The following is a 24,973-nucleotide window of genomic DNA, read 5'->3' as shown; positions in this document are numbered from 1 at the left end:
GTGTAGCCCACGCACGCGCAGACGATCGCGGCGATGCCCAGGCCGATCGTCAGCGTCGCGACGTTGCCGAGTCCGGGGAAATGGTTCTGCAGCACGGTGATGGCCGACAGGGCGACCATCGCGCCGACCATCAGCACGTCACCGTGCGCGAAGTTGATGATGCCGAGAATGCCGTACACCATCGTGTAACCCAACGCGATGATGGCGTACGCACTGCCGAGCACCAGCCCGTTCAGAATTTGTTGGACAAAAATGTCCATGTCACTCCCAAGAGTTGATTACTATTGGATCGGCATGCGAGAACGCCGATTACTCGTCGTTCTCGCTCGAAGTATCACTGCGTCGGACTGAGGTTATCGCCCGACACTTTGTACACGGTCACCGGCGCATCAATCCATTCACCGTTCTTGTCGAACGCGACCTTTCCGACCAGCGTCGAGAACTGGATTTGCTTGAGCATCGGAACGAACTTTTCGGGGTCCGTCGAATTCGCCGCCTTCATCGCCTGCGCGACCACCATCGTGGCCGAATAGAATGCCGGCGAGTAAACATCGTTCTTCACACCGAATTGCTTTTCATACCGCGCCGCGAATTCCGGACCACCGGGCAACGTCGCGAGCGGTGCGCCGCCTTCGGCGCAATACCCCCGCCCATTCAGCGTTCCGGCAGCCAGCTTCGGCATATCGACCGAGCAGATCCCGTCCCCGCCTAGCACCGGAACCGCAAGACCCAACTGCTTGGACTGTCGCCCGATGGCGGCTGCTTGCGCGTAGTACCCGCCGTAGAAGATCGCGTCCGGGCGCTGAGCCTTGATGTGCGTCAGAATCGCGTTGAAGTCCGTTGCCTTGTCGTTGGAATATTCCCTGGCGACGACGTCGATACCGTTCTTCTTCGCCGTCGCGGCAAACACGTCAGCTACGCCTGATCCGTATGCCGTGCGATCGTCGATCACCGCCACGCGTTTTGCATGCAATACCTTTGCCGCATATTCGGCCATGCGTGCGCCCATCACGTTGTCATTGGCCGCAAGCCGGAAGACATACGGGAAGCTCTGCTGCGTGATCGCCGGATTTGAAGCGGCGCCGGTAATCATCGGAACACGCGCATTGTTGTAGATGCGGGACGCGGGAATGGTCACGCCGGAGTTGTAGTGGCCGATGACCGCCTTCACACCCGAATCGACGAGCTTCTGAGCGACAGAGACGCCCGTTTTGGGATCTGCAGCATCGTCCTCGGACAGCATTTCGAACTTGATGGATTGACCGTCGACGACGATCGGCGTCCGATTCAGCTCTTCAATCGCCAGCCGCACGCCTCGCTCATCGTCCTTGCCGAAATTCGATTGGCCGCCCGTCAACGGGCCCGCGACACCGATCCTGACAGTCTGATCCGCATGCGCGGCAGAAATCAATGCGGGGCTGATTCCCCCGAGCAACAGGGTGGCGATGGTGAGTTTGTGACAGTACTTCATGTGAAACCTCCGTGGCGTGGGCAAATTGGGTAGTCGACATGGTTGCAGCGTCAGGAGCGCGGGCACGAGATGACCGATTGCGCTTGACGTGGGATAGTCAGTCCCGCCAGTGCGGTTGTGCAGATTCCAGAAGCCGCTTGAGCGAGCGAAAATGAAGTCGTGCATATTCATCTCGATCACGGGCGAATTCACGAGAAGTCCGGCGAGCCAGTTCGTCGCTCACGCGTTTCAGCGGACGCCCGCTCGACATCGCGAGGATTTGGACCTGGGCGGCTCGTTCGAGGTAGTAGAGATCGTCGAGTGCCGCGGCAATCGAAGGGCCCGTGACTATCACGCCGTGGTGCTCGAGCATCAGGACACGCCTGGAAGACAACGCGGCGGCAATCCGGTCTCCTTCCTGTTCGCTGAGTGCAAGTCCTCCGTATTCCGAATGATCACGGTCGTATGCAATGCGATCGAAAAAGCGAAGGCTGTTCTGATGGCACATTTCGAGGCGAAAGCCGTCGAGCGTCGTCAGTGCCGTGGCATAAGGCATGTGCGTATGAAGTACGCATGCGGCATCAGGCGAGGCGCGATGAACTCGGGAATGGATGTTGAGCGCGGTTTTCTCGACTCGTCCGACTCCGTCGATTACCGAGCCGGCGGAATCGACGAGCAGCAAATCAGCCGGTCGGATCTCTTCGAAGCTGAGTCCGAACGGATTGATCAGATACGTTTCCCGACTGCCCGGGAGCAAGAGACTGAAATGGTTGCATGTGCCCTCGTGGAAGCCGAGGCGCGCGGCGATGCGAAATGCCGCGGCCAGATCGTCGCGAGCATTCGCGAGCTCATCGGTCTTCGATCCAGGAAAAAAATCGGTGGCGTGTGCCATGGGGTCGTCCAGTGCAAGTATGCGTATGCGATTCCCCTTCAATGTAGTGAATCAAACCTGCACGGATACATGTACACTTTAAAACGAGGGTGACTAACTGTATTGGGTTCGTCGCCTGCACGGTTATATGGGCCGGTATTTTTGATGTGATAGGTGCGGCGATGAAACCGATACTGACGCTCGATCCCCAGGGGGAATCGTCCCTGGTTCAACAGATCGTGGCCGGGCTGACGGCAACGGTGAACGAAAGAACCTGGCGGTCCGGGGCCAAGGTTCCGAGCATCCGCGTATTCGCCGAGGCACACGGCGTGTCGACATTTACGGTCGTCGAAGCATACGATCGCCTGGTGGCGCAAGGCGTCTTGATGGCACGGCGTGGATCCGGCTTTTATGTCGCGGATCGAAGCCGTAGCGAGATACCTCCGACCATCGAGAAACTCAACGAGGAATTCACGAACGGATGGTCGCTGCGTAACGTTCTGGAGGGAACGGAAGGCACGATTCACGCGGGCTCGGGATGGATTCCAGAGGCATGGTTCGACGCGGACGGCCTTGGGCGGGCGCTAAGACAGGTAGCGGCGCAGCCGCGATCGCTATTGGGGTACGGGCACGCAAAGGGGTATGAGCCGTTGCGTGAGCAAATCGTGCGGCAACTTGCGGAACACGAGATCGAGGCAAGTTCCACGGGCATCGTCACTACGCTGGGCGCAAACCAGGCGCTGGATCTCGCCATTCGTCACCTTACGCGCGAGGGCGATACCGTGCTGGTAGACGAGCCCTGCTACAGCGATCTGCTCGTTGCATTGCGATTGCGCAGGATCAAGGCAGTCGGGATTCCGATGACACCCACCGGTCCGGACGTCGTTTCGATGGAGCAGGCGTTCGAGACTCATCGCCCCAAAGTGTTCTTCACCAATACGCGGTTGCATAATCCGACCGGTGCGAGCTACAGCTCGGCATCGGCATTCAAGGTCCTGAAGCTTGCCGAGCGCTACGACTGCATCATCGTCGAGGACGACGTCTCTGCCGGTCTGGTGTCCGGAAATTCAGTCGCGCTCGCGTCCATGGATCAATTGAAACGAGTGGTCTATGTCGGCAGCTTTTCAAAGACCATCGGTGCCGGCCTGCGCGTGGGATTCGTGGCCGCGGAGCCCGCGCTTCTCGAGGGTTTGCTTTACCAGAAGCTGGTGTCCGGAATGTCGACGCCGACGATCACGGAGCAACTGGCACATGCAGTGCTGTCCGAAGGACACTTCAGGAAGCAGGCCGAGCAATTGCGCGATCGTCTCGCTACCGCGCAGGAACGGACCTGTCGCCGGCTTGAATCGATCGGTTTTGAAGTGTTCTGCGAACCTCGATCCGGAATGTTCGTATGGGCACGGCCCGCGGGAATCAATTGCGATTCGGCCGAACTCGCTGTACGTGCTGTCGACCACAAGATTCTTCTGGCGCCAGGCAATCTTTTCTACGCCACCAATCCAACCAGTAGTTGGCTGCGATTCAATGTTGCGCACTGCAACTTCGATCGTCTTTATGCGTTTCTGGCGCATGCCATTGCACACTGACCCGGTCTCGTCACCAAGCCGCCAGGGAATCGGCGTCGCGCAACGAACCCGTGATCTCTCGAACCCGCTCGAGTCGGTACGCGCATGAGCTAGCGTCCACGCCGTGCGCGGATCCAACTGTGCAGGCAACAAGGCCTCTACAGTTATCTAGCGATCCACCGCGGTGTGCATGTATCTGTTCAGCTCGATTGCATAAATTGACGGACAACACGTCGCCCATGATTTCGATGCGGCGGTAACTCCGATCAATTTTCAGCATGAAAAAGATACGAAATTACGAAGCACTCCTCTCGAATGGCGTCGTTTCGTCACGGCGGATCGTACTCGAGATCGCGGACCGGACACTCGACAGGCTCGACAGCTACCAGCGAATTCGCAGCATCATGCGCATGGAAGGTAGCGTACTGCATATCGGAACGCGCTCGTGGGACCTTTCGCGCAAGCGAAACGTCTATCTGGTCGGCGCCGGCAAGGCATGCAACCACATGGCAATGGCAGTCGACCATGTGTTGGGCGATCACCTGACGCACGGTATTGCCATCGTGAAAATCCGGGAAGAATCGGACCGTTTCAACAAGACCGAGGTGTTCGTCGGCGGCCATCCCCTCCCGAACGAAGAAGGCCATCGGGCATCGAAGCAAATCATCGAACTCGTCGATCAGGCCGGACCAGACGACTTGTTCATCGCGGTGATCAGCGGCGGAAGTTCGGCGCTCATGTCCTGTCCGATCGAAGGCATCAGCCTGCAGGACGAGATCGATACCACGGACGTGCTGCTGAAATCCGGTGCAGGCATTTACGAGATCAATGCCGTGCGCCGGCACATCTCGGCCTTGAACGGCGGGATGTTGGCGCAGCGCATCCAGCGCACGGGTGCCGAACTGATCGGCTTCGGCATCAGCGACGCGGTCGGATCGCCTGCCACGGGCGACATTTCAGTGCCCTACGCAGCCTACAAAAGCACGCCGATCGGTCCCGACATGACGACCCTGGACGACGCTCGCGCCACGATCATCAATCGCAACGTGGCCGATCGCCTGCCCAAGAGCGTTGTCGACTATCTGATGAACGCAGGCCCCGACGCGGAGACCCCGAAGGCCTTTCCGGACAATACCTACTTCCTGCTCAACACGCTGCCCGACTCCTGCATTTACGCCAAGGCAGTCTGCGAGGAGATGGGTATCCCCGCAATGATCGTGTCGTCGTTCCTTGAAGGAGAAAGTCGCGACGCCGGCACCTTCTTCGCGTCGATGGCGCGCGAAATCCAGACGTACGGCAACCCGATCAAGCCCCCTTGCGTGCTTCTCAGCTCCGGTGAGGTGACGACGCTTATCGACGATAACAGCGTGATCAAGGGGCACGGCGGGCCTGGCCAGGAAATGGCCGCAAGTTTCGCTATCGCGGCGGCCAAAACCACGGGTGCCTGCCTGCTGTCGATCGACAGCGAAGGCACGGACGGCACGGCGACGGTGGCGGGAGGCATGACGGACTCGACCAGCTTCACCGCGGCTGCCGTAAAGGGAGTCAACCTCTATCAGGCACTGCGCGAGCACAGCTGCTTCGAAGCACTCGAGTCGATCGACTCCGCCGTTTTCACCGGCAACACCGGTACCAACCTGTGTGACTTGAACATCCTTTATGTTCCTGAACCGAACGGGAGCAAGTGACATGGAAGACAAGATCACATCCGTCCGGGCACTTCAGATCATCGATTGCAAGTGCCGGCCCGCAGTCGAAGTCGAGGTGCGCACCCAAAGCGGTGCGGTTGGTCGAGGTGCGGCACCCACCGGCACTTCCGTCGGGACGCACGAATCGTTCGTCCTGAGGGACGGCGATCCAGCGACCTACGACGGGCTCAGTGTTCATAACGCCGTCGACAACGCGGTCAATGTAATTGGTCCGGCGCTGATCGGCATGAACGTGTTTGATCAGCGAGCGATCGACGAAAAAATGATCGCGCTCGATGGCACACCCAACAAGTCCCGCCTCGGCGGAAACACGATTTACTCGGTATCCATCGCGGCATTCCGTACGGCGGCGAATGCCCGATCGATTCCGCTGTACGCTCACATCGCCGGCCGCGACATCCGGACCGTGCCGGTCCCATGCTTCAACGTGATCAACGGCGGACGATACGATGGGCTCACCCAGCCGTTCAACGAGTTTCTGATCGTGCCGTACGGCACTGACAGTGTCGACTTCGCCATCGAAATGGCGGTGGCCGTGTTTCAGAAGCTTGGCCATGTACTGACCGAATATCTGGGCCACAAACCTCAAGTCGCCAGTTCCTATGGCTACGCCGCCCCTTCGGATGACCCGGAAGTCGTGTTGACGCTGATGCAAAAGGCCATCGATGCCTGTGGCTGTACAGGCCGGATCGCGTTTGCGCTCGATTGCGCGTCAAGCGAGATGTACGACAAGGAAACCCGCACGTATCTGCTGAAAGGCAAACGGGTGTCCACCTCCGAACTCATTGCCTATGCCCGCTTCCTGACCGAGAAATTCAATTTGGTCTTCATCGAGGATTTGCTCGATGAAAACGACTGGGAAGGTTACAGCACGGCGGTTCGAGAAATTCGACGATCGATCATTCTGGGCGACGATCTCACGGTCACCAGTCTCCCGTTACTTGAGCGGGCTTTCGAGACTCGTGCCGTGGACGGGTTCGTGTTGAAGCCGAACCAGGTCGGAACGATCACGGAGGCGATGGACGCCTATCGATTTGCGCTGCAACACGGAATGATCGCGGTGCCCTCGGGCCGCTCCGGTGGTGTCGTGGATGACGTCGTGATGGATTTTTCGGTCGGCCTCGAAGTTCCGCTCCAGAAGAATGGCGCCCCCCGTTCCGGCGAGCGGATCGAAAAGCTCAACTTTCTGTTGCGGGCAAATGCGCGAAGCCCGGGTTGCCGCCTCTACGACATTTCACCACTTCTCCGATTCTGACCACTGAGTCGGGATCGACGCTTGACACCCGACATCTTCCTTTTTCGACGAGGTCTGCACCATGTATCCCAAAATCGACTTTCTGTACCTTTCCGAGCCGGACATGATCGCAGCTGGCGTGCTGGATGCCGCGCGCTGCGTGTCCGTATGCGAGGAGACATTCGGACTCCTCGGCAGAGGCGACTATCTGATGGGTGGCGCCAATCACAATAACCACGGAATGAACATCGTCTTCCCGAAAGAGACGAAGTTCCCGAACATGCCGGTTGCCGGTCCGGACCGCCGCTTTGCTGCAATGCCCGGTTATCTGGGCGGTCGCTTCGACGTGTGCGGCAACAAATGGTACGGATCGAATCACGCCAATGCCGAGAAAGGCCTGCCGCGCTCGATCTTGACCATGATGCTCAATGACAAGGACACGGGCGCGCCGCTGGCGCTGATGTCGGCGAACTTGTTGAGCGCGGCCCGAACCGGAGCCGTGCCGGGAGTGGCGGCAAAGTATCTGGCCAACCAAGATGCGAGAAGTATGTCTGTTATCGGTTGCGGCCCGATCAACAAGGCGTGCTTCACCGCGATCATGACCCAGCTCGGCTCGATCCAGCACGTCGTCTGTTTCGACGTCTTCCTCGACAAGGCGAACGAGTTCGCCGGTTGGGTTCAGCAAACGTACGGGATTACCGCCGTCGGTACCGATGAGGCCGAGCAAGGCTTCCGCGATGCAGATGTCATCACCGTGGCAGCGTCGCGTCTTAAGCCGCTTTATTTCAAGGACGAATGGATCAAGGAGGGCGCGACCATTCTCGTCTCGGGCCCGTTCAATACCGACGAGTCGTTCCTGACCGGCGCCAGGATCGTATACGACCATACCCCGCTGCAGGAAGCCTATGTCGAGGACGCAATCGCATCGGGCAATAAGGAAAGCTACTACAGCAGCGTCATTGGCGGCCCGTTCTTCCGTCTGATCGATGCAGGCAAGCTGCCCGCCCTGCCTGACTCGACCAGCCTCGGTCATGTCGTGAATGGCGACAAGCCGGGCCGGGAGAGCACGAAGGAGCGTGTCATCTTCATAGCATGCGGGATGGCGGTTTTCGACATCAGCTGGGGGACGGAGCTCTATAACAACGCGCGGGAAAAGAAGATCGGCACGCCCCTCAATTTGTGGGAAAAGCCGGCTCTCTGATCGGGTCGCCGTGAATCGCACTCCCGGCAATTGAGCCGCCTGGATCCCCCTGGAAAGTGCCGAGCGCCAGTGTCGGGGCTTTCCTGAGCCTTCGGCCATAGGCCGAAGGCTCATGCCGGGCGAATGTTGGCGAGCGTCGAGGTTTGGGACCGCTTGCACCAAGTACTCTTGGCAAAGCTGCGTGCAGCGGACCGCCTCGATTGGTCACGTTGATCTGAGTAACCGTGTTGAATGACAAGCTGTGAGAGGTTGATTTTGAGCATTCAGGTGTTAGCCACCCCTCGTCATTTACATCGCTCGCGACGCACTTTTTCCACTTCGACGCAATGATAAGTTTGCACATCTCATTGAATTTCAGAATAAAAAGCTCAGGACCAGCGTGAATTAGCGAATACGACGAAAATTCCACATTGATATGAATTTTTATTCAAAGACAACTTATTGAGACTGCGGACATCTTTTCTGAGAGACAACATGCCCGCGCACCACCCTCCCACCCCGTACCGGCAACCACCAGGCTAACTGTACCGGTACTGTACAGAAAACCGTCGCTACACTGACTCCATCCCAGTCCCGAACACGAATGGAGAATCCGCGATGGACTTCCTCACCCTCAGCGCATTGCCCGCCGGCATGCTGTTCGCGCTCGTCACGTCGATCACGCCCGGCCCGAACAACACGATGCTGCTCGCGTCCGGCGTCAATTTCGGTTTCCGCCGCACGATGCCGCACCTGTTCGGCATCAGCATCGGCGTCGCGATCCTGATGCTGTGCGTCGGCTTCGGCCTCGGCGAAGCATTCCGCCGCGTGCCGGTCCTGTACACGACCCTCGAAGTCGCGAGCGTCGTGTACCTGCTGTACCTCGCCTGGCGCATCGGCACGTCCGGCGAAGTGAAGGCGCAAGGCGCCAAACCGCGGCCGATGACGTTCCTCGAAGCCGCCGCGTTCCAGTGGGTCAATCCGAAGGCGTGGATGATGGTGCTGACCGCCGCGACGACGATCCGCCTGTCCGCCGACTACGGGATGAACGCCGCGTGGATGGCCGTCGTGTTCATCCTGATCGGCTTTCCGTGCATCAGCCTGTGGGCCGCGTTCGGCCAGGGCCTGCGCCGCTTCCTGTCGAACCGCCGCGCACTGCGCATCTTCAACGTGACGATGGCCGTGCTGCTGATCCTGTCGCTGTATCCGCTCGTCGCGCATCTGCTGCCGCAGTAAGCGCTCACGAGCACAGCCGTTGAGCTTCACGCCGTGCAGGCGTACCCTTTTGGTACGGGCGCGCGCAATCGCTGCGGCGGTTGCGCCGCATCTGCATGGAGGTGGCCGATGAAGCCAATGCTGAAGACCGGCGAGCACATCGAGGGCATGCACTGGGTCGCCGAGTACCACCCGCTCACGCACGAGATTCGCGTGCTGCGCGAGAACATCGAGGTGGGTACGTACTGCGCGCCGCCCACGCTGTTCGGCGACGAGGAAGCGCTGGGCGCCGCGAACCTTGCCGATCATCGCAGCCAGGAGGCCGCACTGCGCGCGTATCTGCGCAACTTCGTCAAGGAACACGACGCGGAGGAGTAGCGGCGCGGCGGCCGGAATGGCGACGGGCTGCCGAAGCGGCCCGGTCTGTCGTTGCGTGTGAGCCGTCTTGCGACCCGCCGCGGCATGCCGAACACACGCAGGGCCAGCGCATCGCCCCGGCCCCGAATCCGCTCAATGCCCGAGCGACTCGATCTTGCCGGACGGCTGCGCGACACCGTGCGGCCGCGCCGCCTGCTTGATCAGCAACGCGAGGCACGCGAGCAAGCCCGCGACCGCGATCGTCGCGAACACGCCCGCGAACGAGAAGTGCCGGCGCGTCAGTTCGGCGACGAGGAACGACCCGGCGATCCCGCCGAAGCGGCCGACACCCAGCATCCATGCCACGCCCGTACCGCGCCCTTCGGTCGGATAGAACGCGGCGGCAAGCGCCGGCATCGACGATTGCGCGGTGTTCATCAGCACGCCGGCGATGAACACGACCAGCACGAGCATCCCCACATTGCCTGCCGCCTGCCCGATCGCATACACGCTGATCGCGGTCAGCGCGTAACACACGGCAATCACGCGGTTCGCGTTGAAACGGTCCATCAGCACGCCGCACAGCACCGCGCCGACGCCGCCGAGCGGGAACAGCGCGGAGATCAGCGTCGCGCTCTTCGGCGTCAGACCGGCATCCTTCAGCAGGATCGGCATCCAGTTGATCGACGCGTAGAAGATCACGAGGCCCATGAAATACGCGATCCACAGCATCACCGAGCCGACGATGTACGAGCGCGACACCACGACGCCGATCCCCTTGCCGCCCGTCTGCGGCGCGGCTTCGGTCATCGCGAACGAGCCGGCGTTCAGCGCGTCGCGCGAGATCCGTGCGAGCGTCGCGCGGATCCGGTCGACGCCCTGACCTTGCGCGACCATGAAGCGCACCGATTCCGGCATCTTCAGCAGCAACAGCACGCCGAGCAGCAGCGGCGTCACGCCGCCGAGCATCAGCACGCTGCGCCAGCCGAAATGCGGGATCATCCACGCGGCGAGAAAACCGCCGAACGCGGCGCCGAGCGGGAAGCCGCAGAACATCAGGTTGATCACGGTCGCGCGGCGCTTGTCCGGGCAGAACTCGCCCATCATCGTGACCGCGTTCGGCATCGCGGCGCCCAACCCGACGCCGGTAATGAAACGCAGGATCGTCAGGTGTCCGATGGTGTTCGAGAACGCGGACACGAAGCACGCGACGCCGAACAGGAACACCGAGCCGAGCAGCAGCGAGCGGCGCCCGAGGCGATCGGACAGCGGGCCCGACACGAGTGCGCCGCACGCGAGGCCGAACAGCGCGGCGCTCAGCACGGGTGCGAGATCGGGTTTGGTGAGGTTCCATTCGCCCAGTAGCGAAGGTGCGATGAAGCCGATCGCGGCCGTATCGAAGCCGTCGAGCAGCACGATCACGAAACACATCAGGAATACGAGCCACTGGAAGCCGCCGAACGGCTGCTCGTTGATGAAGGTCTGGACATCGACCACGGGTGTGCGATTCATCGCGTGTCTCCTATGTAAGCAACGCAGCTTGATGGCCGCGCCTTTCCTTGTACGCGCGCCGATTCGTCGCCGACGCGTCATGCATCGTCGACACCGGCCGGCAGTGGCAGGCGTCGCGATCGGGTCACGGCCGGCGCGCGCCGGCCGTGTGATTCAGCCGCATCTAGGCGGCCGCATCCTGTTCCTTGAAGATCTTGTCCGCGAGATGGAACGCGGAATTCGCGGCCGGCACGCCGCAATAGATCGCGGTCTGCAGCAGCACTTCCTTGATCTCGTCGCGCGTCACGCCGTTGTTGCGCGCGGCGCGCAGGTGCAGCGCGAGTTCCTCGCCGCGGTTCAGCGCGACCATCATCGCGATGGTCAGCAGGCTGCGCGTATGGCGCGGCAGGCCGTCTCGCGTCCAGATCTCGCCCCACGCATAGCGCGTGATCAGGTTCTGGAATTCGTCGGTCACTTCGGTGCGGTTCTCGATCGAACGGTCGACGTGCGCGTCGCCGAGCACCGCGCGACGCACCTTCATCCCTGCTTCATAACGTTGCTGGTCGTCCATCGTCGGTGCCTCACGCGGTCAGGAAGTCGAGCAGCGCGCGGTTGAAGCCGTCGGTGCACTCGATGTTCGAAATGTGCGCGGCGTCGAATTCGACGTGACGCGCGCCCGGAATTGCAGCAGCCAGCGCACGGCCCTGGTCGGGCGGCGTCGACATGTCCTTCGCACCGGTCACGACGAGCACCGGCAGCGCGATGCCCTTCACTTCCTCGCGCAGGTCGGCCGCGTTCAGCGCGTCGCAGTTCGCGGCGTAACCGTCCTTGTCGGTATGCACGAAGGTGTCGCGGATCGCGTCGAACAGGCGCGGCTCGCGTTCGACGAATGCGTCGGTGAACCAGCGCGGCAGCACGGCGTCGGCCAGCGCGGCCATCCCTTCGGCACGCGCCTTCTGCGCACGCGGCGCCCACACTTCCGGCGAGCCGATCTTCGCGGCGGTGTTCGACAGCACGGCGCGCACGATGCGCGACGGGAAACGCGCGGCGAGCGCGGCGCCGGTCAGGCCGCCCATCGAGATCCCGCAGAAGTGCGCGCGCTCGATGCCGACGTGGTCGAGCAGGCCGATCACGTCGCCCGCGAGCTGGTCGACCGTGTACGAGCCGGCCGGTGCTTCGGAATGGCCGTGGCCGCGCGTGTCGTAGCGCAGGATGTTGAAGTGCTGCGTGAGCGGGCGGATCTGCGGCGCCCACATCTGCAGGTCGGCGCCGAGCGAGTTCGAGAAGACGAGCCACGGCGCGTCGTCGCGCGCGGCACGGTCGATCCGGTAATGCAGTTTCACGCCGTTGACAGTGGCGAAAGGCATCAGTGTTCTCCTGGTTGTGTCGTGCCCGCGTGCAGCGCGAGCACGGCGTCGACGCAGGCCTGCGCCTCGCCGACGTAATGTGCGGGATCGAGCAGCCGCGCGAGCGCGTCGCGCGACAGGTGGGCCGATACGGTCGCATCGGCGGCAAGCACGTCGAACAGCGTCGCACCGGTGCGCACTGCTTCCTTCGACGCATGCTCGACGACATGATGCGCATCGAGCCGGCCGATCCGGTCGCCAAGGGCGAGCATCACGGCTTCGCCTAGGATCAGCCCGTGCGTCAGCTCGAGGTTCGCGGCAAGGCGCTCGGTGTTCACGTCGAGGCCCGCGACGATCTGCGCGATCTGCGCGAGCGCGCCGCCGGTCAGACGCGCGAGGTCGGGCAGCGCATCCCATTCGGCCTGCCAGCCGCCGAGCGCGCGCTCGTGCTCCTGAACCATCCCCGCGAACACGGTCGCGACGAGGTTCGGCGCGCGCACCGCGGCGGTCAGCACGGCCGCGCAACCGACCGGGTTGCGCTTGTGCGGCATCGTCGACGAGCCGCCCTTGCCGGCGGCCGCCGGTTCGCCGAGTTCGCCGACTTCGGTCTGCATTTGCAGCGACACGTCGCGCGCGATCTTGCCGAGCGTGCCGGTCAGCATCCCGAAGCAGGACGCGGCTTCCGCGATGCGGTCGCGCTGCGTATGCCACGGCACGGCCGGCAGCGCGAGCCGCAGGTCGGCCGCGAGCGCGGCGCTCACGCCGGCCGCGTGCTCGCGCAGGCTCGCCAGCGTGCCGGCGGCGCCGCCGAACTGCAGCACCAGTGCGCGCGCACGCAATTCGGCGAAGCGCGCGCGATGGCGCAGCAGCGCGTCGAGCCATTGCGCGAATTTGAGGCCGAGCGTGATCGGCAGCGCCTGCTGCAGCCACGTGCGGCCGATCATCGGCGTCGCACGATGCGTGCGCGCGAGCGTCGCGAGCGACGCGCACGCTTCGTCGAGCAGCGGCTCGAGCACGTCGAGCGTGTCGCGCAGCTGCAGCACGGTCGCGGTATCGATGATGTCCTGGCTCGTCGCGCCCCAGTGCACGAACTTCGCGGCCTCCGGGTCGTCGGCCTTCACTTGCGCGGTGAGCTGCTTGACGAGCGGGATCGCGAGATTGCCGCCGAGCGCCGCGCCGTGCGCGAGCGCGTCGGCGTCGAGCCGGCCGGCGTCGCACGCGCGTTCGATCGGCGCGACCGCGGTGGCGGGAATCACCTGCTGCGCGGCGAGCGCGCGCGCGAGCGCGGCCTCGACGTCGAGCATCCGCTGGATCGTCGCGCGGGGCGACCAGATCCGGTTGAGCGACTCGGTGCCGCAAATGAGGGAGGTCAGGCGGGCGCTGTCTTCGAGCATGGCATCAGATTGGGGAAACGGCGTGCGCTTATTGTCTACCCAAGCGTGCCGGCGTGCGCGGGATCGCGCGCGCCGGCACGCTTGCCGGTCAGGCCGCGGCCTTGCGCGTCGCGTCGATCAGCGGCACGCCGGTCAGCTTCTGCAGTTCGTCGAACGACAGGTCGGTGAAGATCTCGCTCACCGCGAGGCCGTCGGCCGTCACGTCGAGCACCGCGAGATCGGTGTAGATGCGGCTCACGCATTGCACGCCGGTGACCGGATACGAGCACTGCGCGACGATCTTGCTCTCGCCCTGCTTCGTCAGGTGCTCCATCATCACGAACACCTGCTTCGCGCCGATCGCGAGGTCCATCGCGCCGCCGACGGCCGGAATCGCATCCGGCGCGCCCGTATGCCAGTTCGCGAGGTCGCCGTTCGCCGACACCTGGAATGCGCCGAGCACGCAGTAGTCGAGGTGGCCGCCGCGCATCATCGCGAACGAATCCGAGTGGTGGAAATACGCGCCGCCGGTGAGCAGCGTCACGTGCTGCTTGCCGGCGTTGATCAGCTCGTCGTCTTCCTCGCCGGGCGCGGGCGCCGGGCCCATGCCGAGCAGGCCGTTCTCGCTGTGCAGGAAGATCTCCTTGCTCGGGTCGAGGTGGTTCGCCACCAGCGTCGGCACGCCGATGCCGAGGTTCACGTACGCGCCTTCGGGGATGTCCTGGGCGACGCGCTTGGCCATTTCATCGCGGGTCAGTCGTTTCATGTCGGGTCTCCTCGGTCAGGCAGCTTGCGATGCAGCATGTTCGGCAGCCAGCTCGGCCGCGTGCGCGGCCTGCGGCACTTCGACGACGCGCTGCACGAAAATGCCCGGCGTCACGATGTGTTCCGGGTTCAGCCCGCCGAGCGGCACGACTTCCGACACCTGCACGATCGCGACCTTCGCGGCGCTCGCCATGATCGGCCCGAAGTTGCGCGCGGTCTTGCGATAGACGAGGTTGCCCCAGCGATCGCCCTTGTACGCCTTGACCAGCGCGAAATCGGCGTGGATCGGCGTCTCGAACACGTACGACTTGCCGTCGATCACACGCGTTTCCTTGCCTTCCGCGAGCTTCGTGCCGAAGCCGGTCGGCGTGAAGAAGCCGCCGATGCCGGCGCCCGCCGCGCGAATCCGCTCCGCGAGGTTGCCCTGCGGCACGAGCTCCAGCTCGATCTCGCCCGCGCGATACAGCGCGTCGAACACCTGCGAGTCGCTCTGGCGCGGGAACGAACAGATGATCTTGCGCACCCGCTTCGCCTTGAGCAGCGCCGCGAGGCCGGTCTCGCCGTTGCCCGCGTTGTTGTTGACGATCGTCAGGCCGCGCGCGCCCTGCTCGATCAGCGCGTCGATCAGCTCGGACGGCATGCCTGCCGTGCCGAACCCGCCGATCATGATGGTCGCGCCGTCGTGGACGTCCGCGACCGCCGATTGAAGCGATTCGAAAATCTTGTTGACCATGTCTCTTCCTGATACGAACCCGCGGCTCGATGCGCGGCCTGTCGAGGGGACACGCGCGTGTCGCGTGCCGCGTCGAAGGCCGTCGTCGACCTTCGGCATTTGTTCGATAGTCGAACCGAGATTCGATTAGCGAACGATTGGCCGATCATAGAGTCGCGCACAGCGCGTTGTCAAGGCGGGATCCCTCGGGGGGCGTCTGGTCGTCGAACGGCAGGCCGACGTAGTTTTCGGCGAGCGACTGCGCGGCGGCCCGCGAGCGCGTCACGTACTTCAGCTCGGCAAACTTCAGGCGATTGACGAACGGCGAGTCCTCCGGTGACGCATGCAGCATGTTCGTCATGAAGTACGAGAAATGTTCGGCGCGCCACACGCGTTCGAGACAGGTCGCCGAGTAGCGCTCGAGCGGCGTCGCGTCGCCGTTGCGGTAGCGGGCGCCGAGCGCGCGGGACAGCGCGCGGACGTCGGCCACCGCGAGGTTCATCCCCTTCGCGCCGGTCGGCGGCACGATGTGCGCGGCGTCGCCGGCGAGGAACAGGCGGCCGTGCTGCATCGTCTCCGACACGAAGCTGCGCATCGGCGTCACGCTCTTCTGCGTGATCCGGCCCTCGGTCGGCGTCCAGCCGGTGTCGTTCGAGAAGCGCGTGTGCAGTTCGTCCCAGATCCGCGCGTCGGACCATTCGGCGAGGTCTTCGTCGGGCTTGCACTGCAGGTAGAGGCGCGTGACCGTCGGCGAGCGCATCGAGAACAGTGCGAAACCGTTGTCGTGATGCGCGTAGACGAGTTCGTCGAGCGACGGTGCCGCGTCGGCGAGGATGCCGAGCCACGCGAACGGATAGACGCGCTCGAACGTGTTCAGCCGCTCGGCCGGAATCGTCTGGCGCGCGATGCCGTGAAAGCCGTCGCAGCCGGCGATGTAGTCGCAGTCGATGCGGTCTTCGCGGCCGTCGGCATGCTTGAACGTGACGAATGGGCGCTCGCTCTCGACATCGTGCAGCGCAACGTCGCTCACTTCGAAATGCATCGCGTGGCCGTGCTCGACGCCGGCCGCGATCAGGTCGCGCACCACTTCGTGCTGGCTGTAGACGGTGATCGCGCGCCCGCCGGTGAGCGCGCTCAGGTCGATGCGATGGCGCTGGCCCGAGAACAGCAGCTCGATGCCGTGGTGTTCGAGCCCTTCGCGGCGCATCCGGTCGCCGAGGCCGGCTTCGTTGAGCGTGTCGACCGTGCCCTGCTCCAGCACGCCGGCGCGGATGCGGTTCTCGCAATATTCGCGCGAACGCGCCTCGACGAGGATGGAATCCACGCCTTGCAGGCGCAGCAGATGGGAAAGCAAAAGGCCGGACGGACCGGCGCCGATGATGGCGACCTGGGTGCGCATTGTTCGTCTCCTGAACATTGGTTCGAGTAATGGAACCCATTTGAGCGCTTTCCCGACTATGCAGCAACGCGATTCAGGAGATATGTTGTATACGCTTTGAAGATACTGGCTCCCGTGATGGACACGCTCGATCTGAACCTGATTCCGTACCTCGTCGCGCTGGACGACACGCGCAACGTCAGCCGCGCTGGCGACCTGCTCGGCGTGAGCCAGCCGCGCGTGAGCACCGCGCTCGGCCGCCTGCGCGAGTATTTCGGCGATCCGCTGTTCGTGCGCACGTCGCGCGGGATGGAGCCGACGCCACGCGCGCTCGCGCTGCTGCCGGCCGCGCGCGATGCGCTCGCGCAGATCGAGCGCGGCCTCGTCGCGCCGCACGACTTCGATCCGGCGGCGAGCACGCATACGTTCTCGATCGCGCTGTCGGACGTCGGCGAGATCGTGTTCCTGCCGAAGCTGCTGCAGGCGTTCGCGACGCGCGCGCCGCACGCGAACCTGCGCTCGGTCTCGCTCGCACACGACGAAGTCGGCCGCGGCCTCGAAGCCGGCTCGATCGATCTCGCGGTCGGCTATTTCCCCGATCTCGACGGCAACAACTTCTTCCAGCAGCGTCTGTTTACACACCGGTTCGTCTGCCTGATGCGGCGCGGCCATCCGCTCGAACAGGCGCGCCCGTTCACGGCCGAGCAGTTCCTCGCATGCGGGCATGCGGTGGTGCGCGCCGAAGGGCGCAGCCAGGAGGTGCTCGAGAAATACCTCGCGAAGCAGCGCATGCAGCGCCGCGCGGTGCTCGAGACGCCGCACTTCATGAGCCTGCCGTTCATCCTGAGCCGCACCGACCTGATCGCGACGGTGCCGCACGCGATCGGCTATGCGTATGCGGCGGAGCACGCGTTCATCGTGCCGGTCGAGCCGCCGGTGCCGCTGCCGCGCTTCGACCTGAAGCAGCACTGGCATCGCAAGTTCCACAACGATCCGCGCACCGCGTGGCTGCGCGGCGTCGTCGCGTCGCTGTTCAACGACGAGCAGGACGAGTGGCCGAAGTGACGCGGGGTGTGCGGCAGGCCGCACGCACGACCCGCGAAAGCATGAAACAATGACCGGATATCCGCGCCGCCGCAGGCGGCCGCATTCGATGGAGCGACTAGATGGGTAAAAAGAACGCGCGGCCCGAGCCGGCCGCATCCCGGCCGAGCCGCGAAGAAGCGGAGGATGCCGTTCGCGTGCTGCTGCGCTGGGCCGGCGACGATCCCGCCCGCGAAGGGCTGCTCGACACGCCGGCGCGCGTCGTGCGCGCATACGAAGAGTTCTTCGCCGGCTATGCGCTGGAACCGCGCGACATCCTCGCGCGCACGTTCAGCGAAGTCGACGGCTACGACGAGATGATCGTGCTGAAGGACATCCGCTTCGAGAGCTACTGCGAGCACCACATGGTGCCGATCATCGGCCGCGCGCACGTCGCGTATCTGCCGAACCATCGCGTCGTCGGCATCTCGAAGCTCGCGCGTCTCGTCGACGCGTTTGCGAAGCGCCTGCAGATCCAGGAAAAGATGACCGTGCAGATCGCCGACACGCTGTTCGACGTGCTGCAGCCGAAGGGCGTCGGCGTGATCCTCGAAGCCGCGCACCAGTGCATCTCGACGCGCGGCATTCACAAGCCGGGCGTCGAAATGGTCACGTCGCGCATGCTCGGCACGTTCCGCACCGATCCGTCGACGCGGCGCGAATTCCTGTCGATCGTCGCCAATCCTTCTTCAGTCAACCTGACGAATACGTAATGCAGTCCACGAAGCAAGCGGCACACGCGCCGGTCGTGCTCGTGACCGGCGCCGCGCGCCGGGCCGGGCGCGCGTTCGCCGAGTATTTCGCCGCGCACGGCTATCGCACCGCGGTCCATTACGACCGCTCCGCCGATGCCGCGCAGGCGGCCGCCCGCACGATCGCCGAACGCGGGCATGATTCGGTCGCGTTGCAGGCCGACCTGTCGGATGCCGTGCAGATCACCGCACTGATCGACCAGGTCTATGCGCGCTTCGGCCGCCTCGACGTGCTGGTCAACAACGCGTCGGTGTTCTGGCAGGACCATTTCCCGAGCTTCGACCTTGCGGCATTCGACCAGGCCTGGGCCGTCAACTGCCGCGCGCCGATCCTGCTCACGCGCGCGTTCTACGAACGGGCCCGCGCGGCCGGCACGCAGGGCGTCGTCGTCAACGTGGTCGACCAGAAGATCAAGGAAAACTTCCACCGCGACCATTTCAGCTACACGGTCGCGAAGGCCGCGCTCGGCAACCTCACGCAGATGCTCGCGCTGTCGTCGTCGCCGGTGCTGCGCGTGAATGCGGTGTTCCCGGGGCTGATGCTGCCGAGCGACGACCAGACGCAGGCCGACTTCGAACACGCGAGCCGCGCGTCGACGCCGCTCGCGCGCATCGCCGGCCCCGACGACGTCGCGAGCGCGATCCTGCTGCTGACGGGCAGCGCGTACAACGGCGTGGATTTCGTCGTCGATGCGGGGCAGAACCTGATCCGCGTCGACCAGGACGTGCTCTACAAGCATCGCTCGCCGGCCGGCAAGCACTGACGAAGCGGGGGTGCGGCGGCAGCCGTGCACCCTCTTGGCACACCGGTATGCGGGTGTCGGCGCGCGCCTTCGCCTTCGCTGCGCCTGCGCCTGCGCCGCGCGAACGACAGTTTCGCCGTTCGCGCGCCGCGTTACGGCTTCTCGCCGCTGCCGCCTTCGCGGACCTTGCCCTGCGCGACGCTCGTGCCGGGCGGCACGCTGTGCGTAAGCCACACGTTGCCGCCGATCACCGAGCCGCGCCCGATCGTCACGCGGCCGAGAATGGTCGCGCCCGCATAGATCACCACGTCGTCCTCGACGATCGGATGCCGCGCGTTGCCCTTCACCAGCGTGCCGTCCCCATCGGCCGGGAAGCTCTTCGCGCCGAGCGTGACGGCCTGGTACACGCGCACGCGCTCGCCGATGATCGCGGTTTCGCCGATCACGACACCGGTGCCGTGATCGATGAAGAAGCTCGGGCCGATCTGCGCGCCCGGGTGAATGTCGATGCCGGTGGCCGAGTGCGCGATTTCATTGATGAAGCGGGCGAGCAGCGGCACACCGAGTTGGTGCAGCGCATGCGCGAGCCGATGGTGCATCATCGCGAACACGCCGGGATAGCACAGCAGGATCTCGGTGATGTGCTGCGCGGCCGGATCGCCCGCGTAGGCAGCCTGGATGTCGCTGACCAGCAGCGCGCGAACCGCCGGCAACTGCCGGCCGAACTCGCGCGCGATCTCGAACGCGCGTTCGTCGAGTTCCGCGAATGGCGTGTCCGCATGCTCAGGCAGGAACGGCAGCGCGCGGCGGATCTGTTCGGACAGGATCCGCAGCGTGCTTTCTAGCGTGTGGCCGACGTAGTAGTCGACGCTTTCGTCGGTCAGATCCGGCGCGCCGTAGTGCGTCGGGAACATCGACGCACGCAGGCCGGTGACGATCTTGCAGATCGCGTCGCGCGACGGCAGCTCGCGGATGCCGCGCGGATGACGCGTGCGGTGAAGTTCCTCGCGCGATTCGCGCAAGCCGGCAACGATTTCTTCGAGGCCCCACTGACGGGCGGGTGATGTCGACATATGCCAATGCAGGCAGCCGCGCGCGATCGCACGGCCGCTAATAAAGTGACGGGTTCCGCAAGATTACCGCGTTTTCGCCGGGCGGCGGCACGCCGGGGGATCGGCCGGACGGCCGCCGCTGCCGCCGCGCGACGGCGTCAGATCGTGACGCTGCTCGCGTCGATCCAGCGCACGGCCCAGTCGCGCGCATGCGCGATCGCGTCGCCTTCGTCGTTGAACTGGAGCTCGCTCGGGAAAAAACGGTTCGCGACGAGTTCCCCGTCACTCGATCGGGAGATCACGACGTAGGGCTTGAACGATCCGTCAGTGGCGCGCGCGGGCGCGCAATTCAACAGATAACCGCGGTGCGTGAAGGCAGTAGTCGCTTGCATGAATCCGCCACCTCTAGTCCCTTTGCTTGTTGTTCGCTACCCGTCTCTAAGGGTGCTGCGGCGCCCGGTGCGGGCAGAGTCGGCGCGTACTGCATCCCCTGTCGCCGCTTCGCAGGAAAAGAATCATACTCTGTAGAAAACGGGTGTTCTAGCTGAAATAAATCATGACAAATCAGTGCGCGCCACGCGACTGCGGCGATCGCCCGCGCACCATTTTCCCGTCTTGCCCGGAACGGGATTTGCTTCGATCCGGAGCGCTACGCCGCCAGGAGAGCCGTGATGGAAACGTCAGCTCAAGCGCACGCCGCGCATCCGCGCAGCATCGAACTCGACAACGACGACACGCACGACAGCACCGTCGACACCGACGGCAAGAATCGCGAGGCGGCGCGTCTCGCGAGCGGCAGCCCCTTCCCGCCCGACCAGATCACGGGCAGCAACGCGTCGCTCGTCAACGCGATGCCCGAGGCTGGTGACGGCTTCGCCGGCTTCGACAGCCGGCCGGGCGGCAATCATCCGGCGTTCGCGCTGCGGGCCGGCTACATGGTGATCGAGAAGGGGTTCGACGCGCCGTCGCACGCGGGCGACACGCCGTACGGCCCGGTTCACCGGATGTACGGCAGCGCGCACTGGCCCGGCCACGGACGCCGGCCGGAACGGGTGATCGAAATCACCGCGGTGCCGCGGTAACGCACGCAGCGTTTGAATCGATCGTTCGATCGGCGGGTTGAAGAGCGCCGACGGCCGATGGCGGCGGACCGGCGTGCGCGTTCGCGCGCCGGCCGGTCGCTCGGTGCGCAGGCGGTGCGATCTTCCGAATCGGCGCCGGAATCGATATCGGCGCCCGGTTCGGGTTCGGCACGCGGGATTTCACGACGCCGATGCATCGGCATTGATCGAAGTCACGTCATCGCGATACGGATGCGCTTCAATGCCCATTCGCGACCGCCGGCACGTCGCTGCAAAGTCCCCGCCGTTGGTTTACCCTGCCTCGCAGCGACGCACGGCCGGCCCGGCCGTTCGGCCGACTTCCGTTCAATCCGCCACTCGGAGACACTATGTACAAGCGCATTCTGGTTGCCATCGACGGCAGCGACACCGCACGCCACGCGTTCGACGCCGCCCTCGCGCTCGCAAAGGAGCACGGTGCCGAACTGCAGCCGTTCTACGTCGTCGAAAACGCCGCGATCTACTACAACGTGCCGGGCTACGACCCGTCCGTGCTGCGCGATCAGCTCATCGCGCAAGGCAATGCGCTCGCGGCGGATTTCACGAAGCTGATGCAGGCGGCCGGCGTGAAGGGCGAGACGCTGACGAGCGAGGCGTCGTCGCTCAACGACGTGTCGACGCTGATCCTCGACGGTGCGAGAGCATTCGGCGCCGACCTCCTCGTGCTCGGCACGCACGGCCGCCGCGGGTTCCGTCGCCTCGTGCTCGGCAGCATCGCCGAACAGTGCGTGCGGCATGCGACGCTGCCCGTGCTGCTGATCCCGGCCGCCGCGCATACGGACGATCAGGAAGGCTGAGCGGTGTCGGCATCGGCATCGGCGTGCGCGGCGCGGCGCGCACGCGCAGCGGCGTGCCTGCACGCAGGCCGCTGCAATGCCCGCGGCATGTGCGCGCGGTCGCGACGTTTTGTCGCCCGACAGCGGCAACTTGCGGTGGGACAATGATTCCGTCGATTCAATGCCGGAGTAAACGATCATGTTGACGCCCGTCGCCACACGCCCCGCCGTACCGTCCCATGCAGGCACCTGGGCGCCCCGCCAGGCCCCGCACTGCTCGTCGTGCGCAATGCGGCACCTGTGCATGCCGCAGGGCCTCGCACCCGACGCGCTCAGCCGCCTCGAATCGGTCATCTGCGCGGCACGCCCGGTCAAGCGCGGCGAAGCGCTGTTCCGCGAAGGCGACACCTTCGACAACCTGTACGCCGTGCGCTCGGGTTCGCTGAAAACCGTCGCCACGCGCCACGACGGCCGCGAGCAGGTCACCGGCCTGCACCTCGCGGGCGAGGCGCTCGGCCTCGACGGCATCTGCGACGACACGCACCCGCGCACCGCGGTCGCGCTGGAAGACAGCTCGGTCTGCGTGATTCCGTACAGCGCGCTCAAGTCGCTGTGCTCGGAAGCCGGCACGATGCAGCTGCGGATGCACAAGCTGATGAGCGAACAGATCGTGCGCGAAACGTCGCAGACCATGCTGCTCGGTTCGCTGAACGCCGAAGAGCGCGTCGCCGCATTCCTGCTCGACGTGTCGGCGCGTTACCTGAAGCGCGGTTACTCGCCGTCGGAATTCAACCTGCGGATGACGCGCGAAGACATCGGCAGCTACCTCGGCATGACGCTCGAAACGGTCAGCCGCACACTGTCGAAGTTCCAGAAGCGCGGCCTGATCGAAATGCACGGCCGCCTCGTGCAGATCGTCGACTTCGACGGCCTGCACCACGTCTGACCCCGCGCGGCGCGTGACCTGCGCGCCGACGCCGGCCGCCATTCGCCGCGCCCGCCTCGATCAGTCGAGAAACAGCGCGGCGCGCGCCTTCAGTGCCGCGCTGAAGTCGTCGAGCCAGCCGATCGACAGGCGCCAGCTCTGCCAGTACAGATCGATATCGACGGTCCGCCCGCGCGACATGTCGACCAGTTCGCCCGCCGCCAGTTGGCGATCGACCATCCGGTCCGGGCACATCCCCCATCCCAGCCCCGTTTCGCAAGCGCGCAGGTAGCCCGCGACGTGCGGGATCCAGTGTTGCGGCGGATCGAGATCCGCGCGCGTCACGCGCCGGACGAAGCGCGCCTGCAAGCCGTCCTTCGAATTGAACATCACGCACGGCGCGCGGCGCAGCGCATCGCGCGTGATGCCCGCACCAAAATAGCGCGCGTAAAACGCCGGCGAACACACCGCGCGATAGCGGATACGCCCGAGCCGCGTCGACCGGCATCCCTGGATCGGCTCGGCCTGCGCGGTCACCGCGCCCTGCACGCTGCCATCGCGAATTCGCGCGGCCGTATGGTCCTGGTCGTCGATCACGAGGTCGAGCAAGGTCTCGCGCTCGGTGCAGAACGGCCCGACCGCATCGATGAACCAGGTCGCGACGCTGTCGTCGTTGACGGCGACACGCAACGTCGGCCATGCGCTCGCGATCTGGCCCGGCAAGGCGGGCATCCGGCCGCCCAGTTCGGCCTCGAGCAATTGCACGCGCTCGGTATGCCGGCACAGCAGCGCACCCGACGTCGTCGCGACGCACGGCTGCCCGCGCTTGACGAGCACGCTGCCGACACGCTCCTCCAGCAGTTTCACGCGCTGCGATACCGCCGACGGCGTGACGTTCAGCTCCTTGGCCGCCCGCTCGAACGAACCGTGCCGGATCACCGCCGCGAGGGCATCGAGCAATGCGTAGTCGAGCATTAGATTTCCTTAATCTGCATTAGGTGAATTAGCTTCTCTTATGTCTCAGCTCACCGCAGACTAGCGCCAACCGATTCACCCGTCTACTGCGTCACCGCTCCCCATCATGAACTGGATCGCTTTTTCCCACGGCGCCGCTCTGTGCGGGTCGCTCATCGTCACCATCGGCGCGCAGAACGCATTCGTGCTCCGGCAAGGCATCATGCGCTCGCATGTCGGCAAGATCGTGCTGCTGTGCGCGCTGTCCGACATGATCCTGATCGGCGCGGGCGTCGGCGGCGCGTCGGTCCTCGTCGAACGCTATCCGACCTTCGTCCACATGGTGCTGTACGTCGGCCTCGCGTATCTCGCATGGTTCGGCTTCAACGCGCTGCGTCGCGCGTTCAAGCCGGGACACGCAACGCTCGACGTGCGCGGCGACGCCGTCGCGCCGCCGCCGCAGAGCGCGGTCGCGATCGTGCTGATGACGCTCGCGTTCACGTGGCTCAACCCGCACGTGTATCTCGATACGTTCCTGCTGATCGGCACGGCCGGTGCGCGAGAGCCGGAAGGCACGCGGCTGGCGTTCGCGATCGGCGCGATGTCGGTCAGCGTCGTGTGGTTCCTCGGGCTCGGATACGGTGCGCGACTGCTCGCGCCGTGGTTCCGCAAGGCCGTCGCGTGGCGCGTGCTGGACGGCGCGATCGGCAGCATGGTGCTGTTCCTGGCGGCCGTGCAGTTGCGATAACGGCCTCGGTGAATGATCGATCGCGGGCGGCAACTTGCCGCCCGCTTTTCGTTCCGCTGCGGCGAAGCGGCCAGCTCCGCCCGTCTCTCCCGTTGCCGCGCCCGGCCGCAACAAAATTCGGTTCCCGATCGAACGCGGCGGCACGAATGACCCACGCAGCAGACGATGCGTCC

26 protein-coding genes are annotated in these 24,973 nt (G+C 64.5%); 13 read left to right on the top strand and 13 right to left on the bottom strand.

From position 1 onward, the window contains the following. The 3 genes from DIE16_RS28605 to DIE16_RS28595 all read right to left on the bottom strand — a co-directional run. A partial coding sequence (locus tag DIE16_RS28605) for an ABC transporter permease subunit (protein ID WP_409364468.1) occupies window positions 1-260 on the bottom strand: 260 nt, incomplete at its 3' end. 74 nt (window positions 261-334) lie between these two features. After that, window positions 335-1,471 (bottom strand): branched-chain amino acid ABC transporter substrate-binding protein, encoded by a 1,137-nt coding sequence (locus DIE16_RS28600; RefSeq protein ID WP_059620791.1) that lies wholly within the window; start codon window positions 1,469-1,471, stop codon window positions 335-337. Window positions 1,472-1,568: 97 nt separating this feature from the next. Continuing rightward, window positions 1,569-2,342, bottom strand: a complete 774-nt coding sequence (locus tag DIE16_RS28595) for an aldolase (protein WP_124524134.1) — start codon at window positions 2,340-2,342, stop codon at window positions 1,569-1,571. Between the two features lie 161 nt (window positions 2,343-2,503). Between DIE16_RS28595 and DIE16_RS28590 the strand changes: the two genes are divergently transcribed. The 6 genes from DIE16_RS28590 (at window position 2,504) to DIE16_RS28565 (ending at window position 9,602) form a co-directional block, all read left to right on the top strand. Further along, window positions 2,504-3,907, top strand: a complete 1,404-nt coding sequence (locus tag DIE16_RS28590; protein WP_042972937.1) for a PLP-dependent aminotransferase family protein — start codon at window positions 2,504-2,506, stop codon at window positions 3,905-3,907. A gap of 257 nt (window positions 3,908-4,164) precedes the next feature. After that, window positions 4,165-5,574, top strand: a complete 1,410-nt coding sequence (locus DIE16_RS28585; protein ID WP_124524132.1) for a glycerate kinase — start codon at window positions 4,165-4,167, stop codon at window positions 5,572-5,574. A 1-nt stretch (window position 5,575) separates the two neighbouring features. Continuing rightward, window positions 5,576-6,850 (top strand): phosphopyruvate hydratase, encoded by a 1,275-nt coding sequence (locus DIE16_RS28580; RefSeq protein WP_124524130.1) that lies wholly within the window; start codon window positions 5,576-5,578, stop codon window positions 6,848-6,850. A 61-nt stretch (window positions 6,851-6,911) separates the two neighbouring features. Continuing rightward, a complete protein-coding gene (locus DIE16_RS28575; protein WP_124524128.1) occupies window positions 6,912-8,030 on the top strand; it encodes a tyramine oxidase subunit B in 1,119 nt (372 codons plus the stop codon). A 597-nt stretch (window positions 8,031-8,627) separates the two neighbouring features. After that, complete coding sequence (locus DIE16_RS28570; protein ID WP_124524126.1) at window positions 8,628-9,245, top strand: LysE family translocator; 618 nt, start codon at window positions 8,628-8,630, stop codon at window positions 9,243-9,245. Window positions 9,246-9,353: 108 nt separating this feature from the next. After that, window positions 9,354-9,602, top strand: a complete 249-nt coding sequence (locus DIE16_RS28565) for a hypothetical protein (RefSeq protein ID WP_124524124.1) — start codon at window positions 9,354-9,356, stop codon at window positions 9,600-9,602. Window positions 9,603-9,734: 132 nt separating this feature from the next. Here DIE16_RS28565 and DIE16_RS28560 read toward each other — a convergent pair whose 3' ends face one another. The 7 genes from DIE16_RS28560 to pobA form a co-directional block, all read right to left on the bottom strand. After that, window positions 9,735-11,093: an MFS transporter gene (locus DIE16_RS28560; protein ID WP_044846454.1), complete on the bottom strand. Its 1,359-nt coding sequence runs from the start codon at window positions 11,091-11,093 to the stop codon at window positions 9,735-9,737. A 163-nt stretch (window positions 11,094-11,256) separates the two neighbouring features. After that, window positions 11,257-11,643 (bottom strand): 4-carboxymuconolactone decarboxylase, encoded by a 387-nt coding sequence (pcaC, locus tag DIE16_RS28555; protein ID WP_044846455.1) that lies wholly within the window; start codon window positions 11,641-11,643, stop codon window positions 11,257-11,259. Between the two features lie 10 nt (window positions 11,644-11,653). Next, window positions 11,654-12,439 (bottom strand): 3-oxoadipate enol-lactonase, encoded by a 786-nt coding sequence (gene pcaD / locus DIE16_RS28550; protein WP_124489020.1) that lies wholly within the window; start codon window positions 12,437-12,439, stop codon window positions 11,654-11,656. Next, entirely contained in the window at window positions 12,439-13,812 is a 1,374-nt protein-coding gene (locus DIE16_RS28545; RefSeq protein WP_124540754.1) for a 3-carboxy-cis,cis-muconate cycloisomerase, read from the bottom strand. The genes pcaD and DIE16_RS28545 overlap by 1 nt, the downstream gene beginning before the upstream one ends. Window positions 13,813-13,900: 88 nt before the next feature. Then, window positions 13,901-14,557, bottom strand: a complete 657-nt coding sequence (locus DIE16_RS28540) for a CoA transferase subunit B (RefSeq protein WP_012365076.1) — start codon at window positions 14,555-14,557, stop codon at window positions 13,901-13,903. Between the two features lie 15 nt (window positions 14,558-14,572). Next, a complete protein-coding gene (locus DIE16_RS28535; protein WP_124489018.1) occupies window positions 14,573-15,289 on the bottom strand; it encodes a 3-oxoacid CoA-transferase subunit A in 717 nt (238 codons plus the stop codon). Window positions 15,290-15,434: 145 nt separating this feature from the next. Beyond that, window positions 15,435-16,667: a 4-hydroxybenzoate 3-monooxygenase gene (gene pobA / locus DIE16_RS28530; protein WP_044846459.1), complete on the bottom strand. Its 1,233-nt coding sequence runs from the start codon at window positions 16,665-16,667 to the stop codon at window positions 15,435-15,437. 117 nt (window positions 16,668-16,784) lie between these two features. Here pobA and DIE16_RS28525 point away from each other — a divergent pair, with 117 nt between their 5' ends. The 3 genes from DIE16_RS28525 to DIE16_RS28515 all read left to right on the top strand — a co-directional run bounded on the left by DIE16_RS28525 (window position 16,785) and on the right by DIE16_RS28515 (window position 19,245). Then, window positions 16,785-17,711: a LysR family transcriptional regulator gene (locus DIE16_RS28525; RefSeq protein ID WP_044846460.1), complete on the top strand. Its 927-nt coding sequence runs from the start codon at window positions 16,785-16,787 to the stop codon at window positions 17,709-17,711. A gap of 101 nt (window positions 17,712-17,812) precedes the next feature. Continuing rightward, window positions 17,813-18,442 (top strand): GTP cyclohydrolase I FolE, encoded by a 630-nt coding sequence (gene folE, locus DIE16_RS28520; protein WP_044846461.1) that lies wholly within the window; start codon window positions 17,813-17,815, stop codon window positions 18,440-18,442. Beyond that, a complete protein-coding gene (locus DIE16_RS28515) occupies window positions 18,442-19,245 on the top strand; it encodes an SDR family oxidoreductase (RefSeq protein ID WP_124524120.1) in 804 nt (267 codons plus the stop codon). The genes folE and DIE16_RS28515 overlap by 1 nt, the downstream gene beginning before the upstream one ends. 131 nt (window positions 19,246-19,376) lie before the next feature. Here the strand turns inward: DIE16_RS28515 and epsC are convergent, their stop codons facing one another. Together epsC and DIE16_RS28505 are read right to left on the bottom strand one after the other, a co-directional pair. Further along, window positions 19,377-20,297, bottom strand: coding sequence for a serine O-acetyltransferase EpsC (epsC, locus tag DIE16_RS28510; protein WP_124524118.1), 921 nt, complete (start codon window positions 20,295-20,297; stop codon window positions 19,377-19,379). Between the two features lie 137 nt (window positions 20,298-20,434). Next, a complete protein-coding gene (locus DIE16_RS28505; RefSeq protein ID WP_044846464.1) occupies window positions 20,435-20,668 on the bottom strand; it encodes a hypothetical protein in 234 nt (77 codons plus the stop codon). 279 nt (window positions 20,669-20,947) lie between these two features. Between DIE16_RS28505 and DIE16_RS28500 the strand changes: the two genes are divergently transcribed. From DIE16_RS28500 to fnr, 3 genes are all read left to right on the top strand, one after another. Then, window positions 20,948-21,358: a DUF3005 domain-containing protein gene (locus DIE16_RS28500; RefSeq protein WP_124524116.1), complete on the top strand. Its 411-nt coding sequence runs from the start codon at window positions 20,948-20,950 to the stop codon at window positions 21,356-21,358. Between the two features lie 368 nt (window positions 21,359-21,726). Then, on the top strand, window positions 21,727-22,194 hold the full coding sequence (locus DIE16_RS28495; RefSeq protein ID WP_124524114.1) for a universal stress protein: 468 nt from the start codon (window positions 21,727-21,729) through the stop codon (window positions 22,192-22,194). A 178-nt stretch (window positions 22,195-22,372) separates the two neighbouring features. Next, window positions 22,373-23,119, top strand: coding sequence for a fumarate/nitrate reduction transcriptional regulator Fnr (fnr, locus tag DIE16_RS28490; protein WP_044846467.1), 747 nt, complete (start codon window positions 22,373-22,375; stop codon window positions 23,117-23,119). Window positions 23,120-23,179: 60 nt separating this feature from the next. Here fnr and DIE16_RS28485 read toward each other — a convergent pair whose 3' ends face one another. After that, entirely contained in the window at window positions 23,180-24,073 is an 894-nt protein-coding gene (locus DIE16_RS28485; protein WP_124524112.1) for a LysR family transcriptional regulator ArgP, read from the bottom strand. A gap of 106 nt (window positions 24,074-24,179) precedes the next feature. Here DIE16_RS28485 and DIE16_RS28480 point away from each other — a divergent pair, with 106 nt between their 5' ends. Then, window positions 24,180-24,800, top strand: coding sequence for a LysE/ArgO family amino acid transporter (locus DIE16_RS28480; RefSeq protein WP_124489010.1), 621 nt, complete (start codon window positions 24,180-24,182; stop codon window positions 24,798-24,800). The last annotated feature ends 173 nt before the right edge of the window (window positions 24,801-24,973 follow it).

The sequence above is a fragment of the Burkholderia sp. Bp9090 genome (genome assembly GCF_003857985.1).
In the GTDB taxonomy this organism is placed as follows: Bacteria; Pseudomonadota; Gammaproteobacteria; order Burkholderiales; family Burkholderiaceae; genus Burkholderia.
This window is presented reverse-complemented; position numbering and strand designations above follow the sequence as displayed.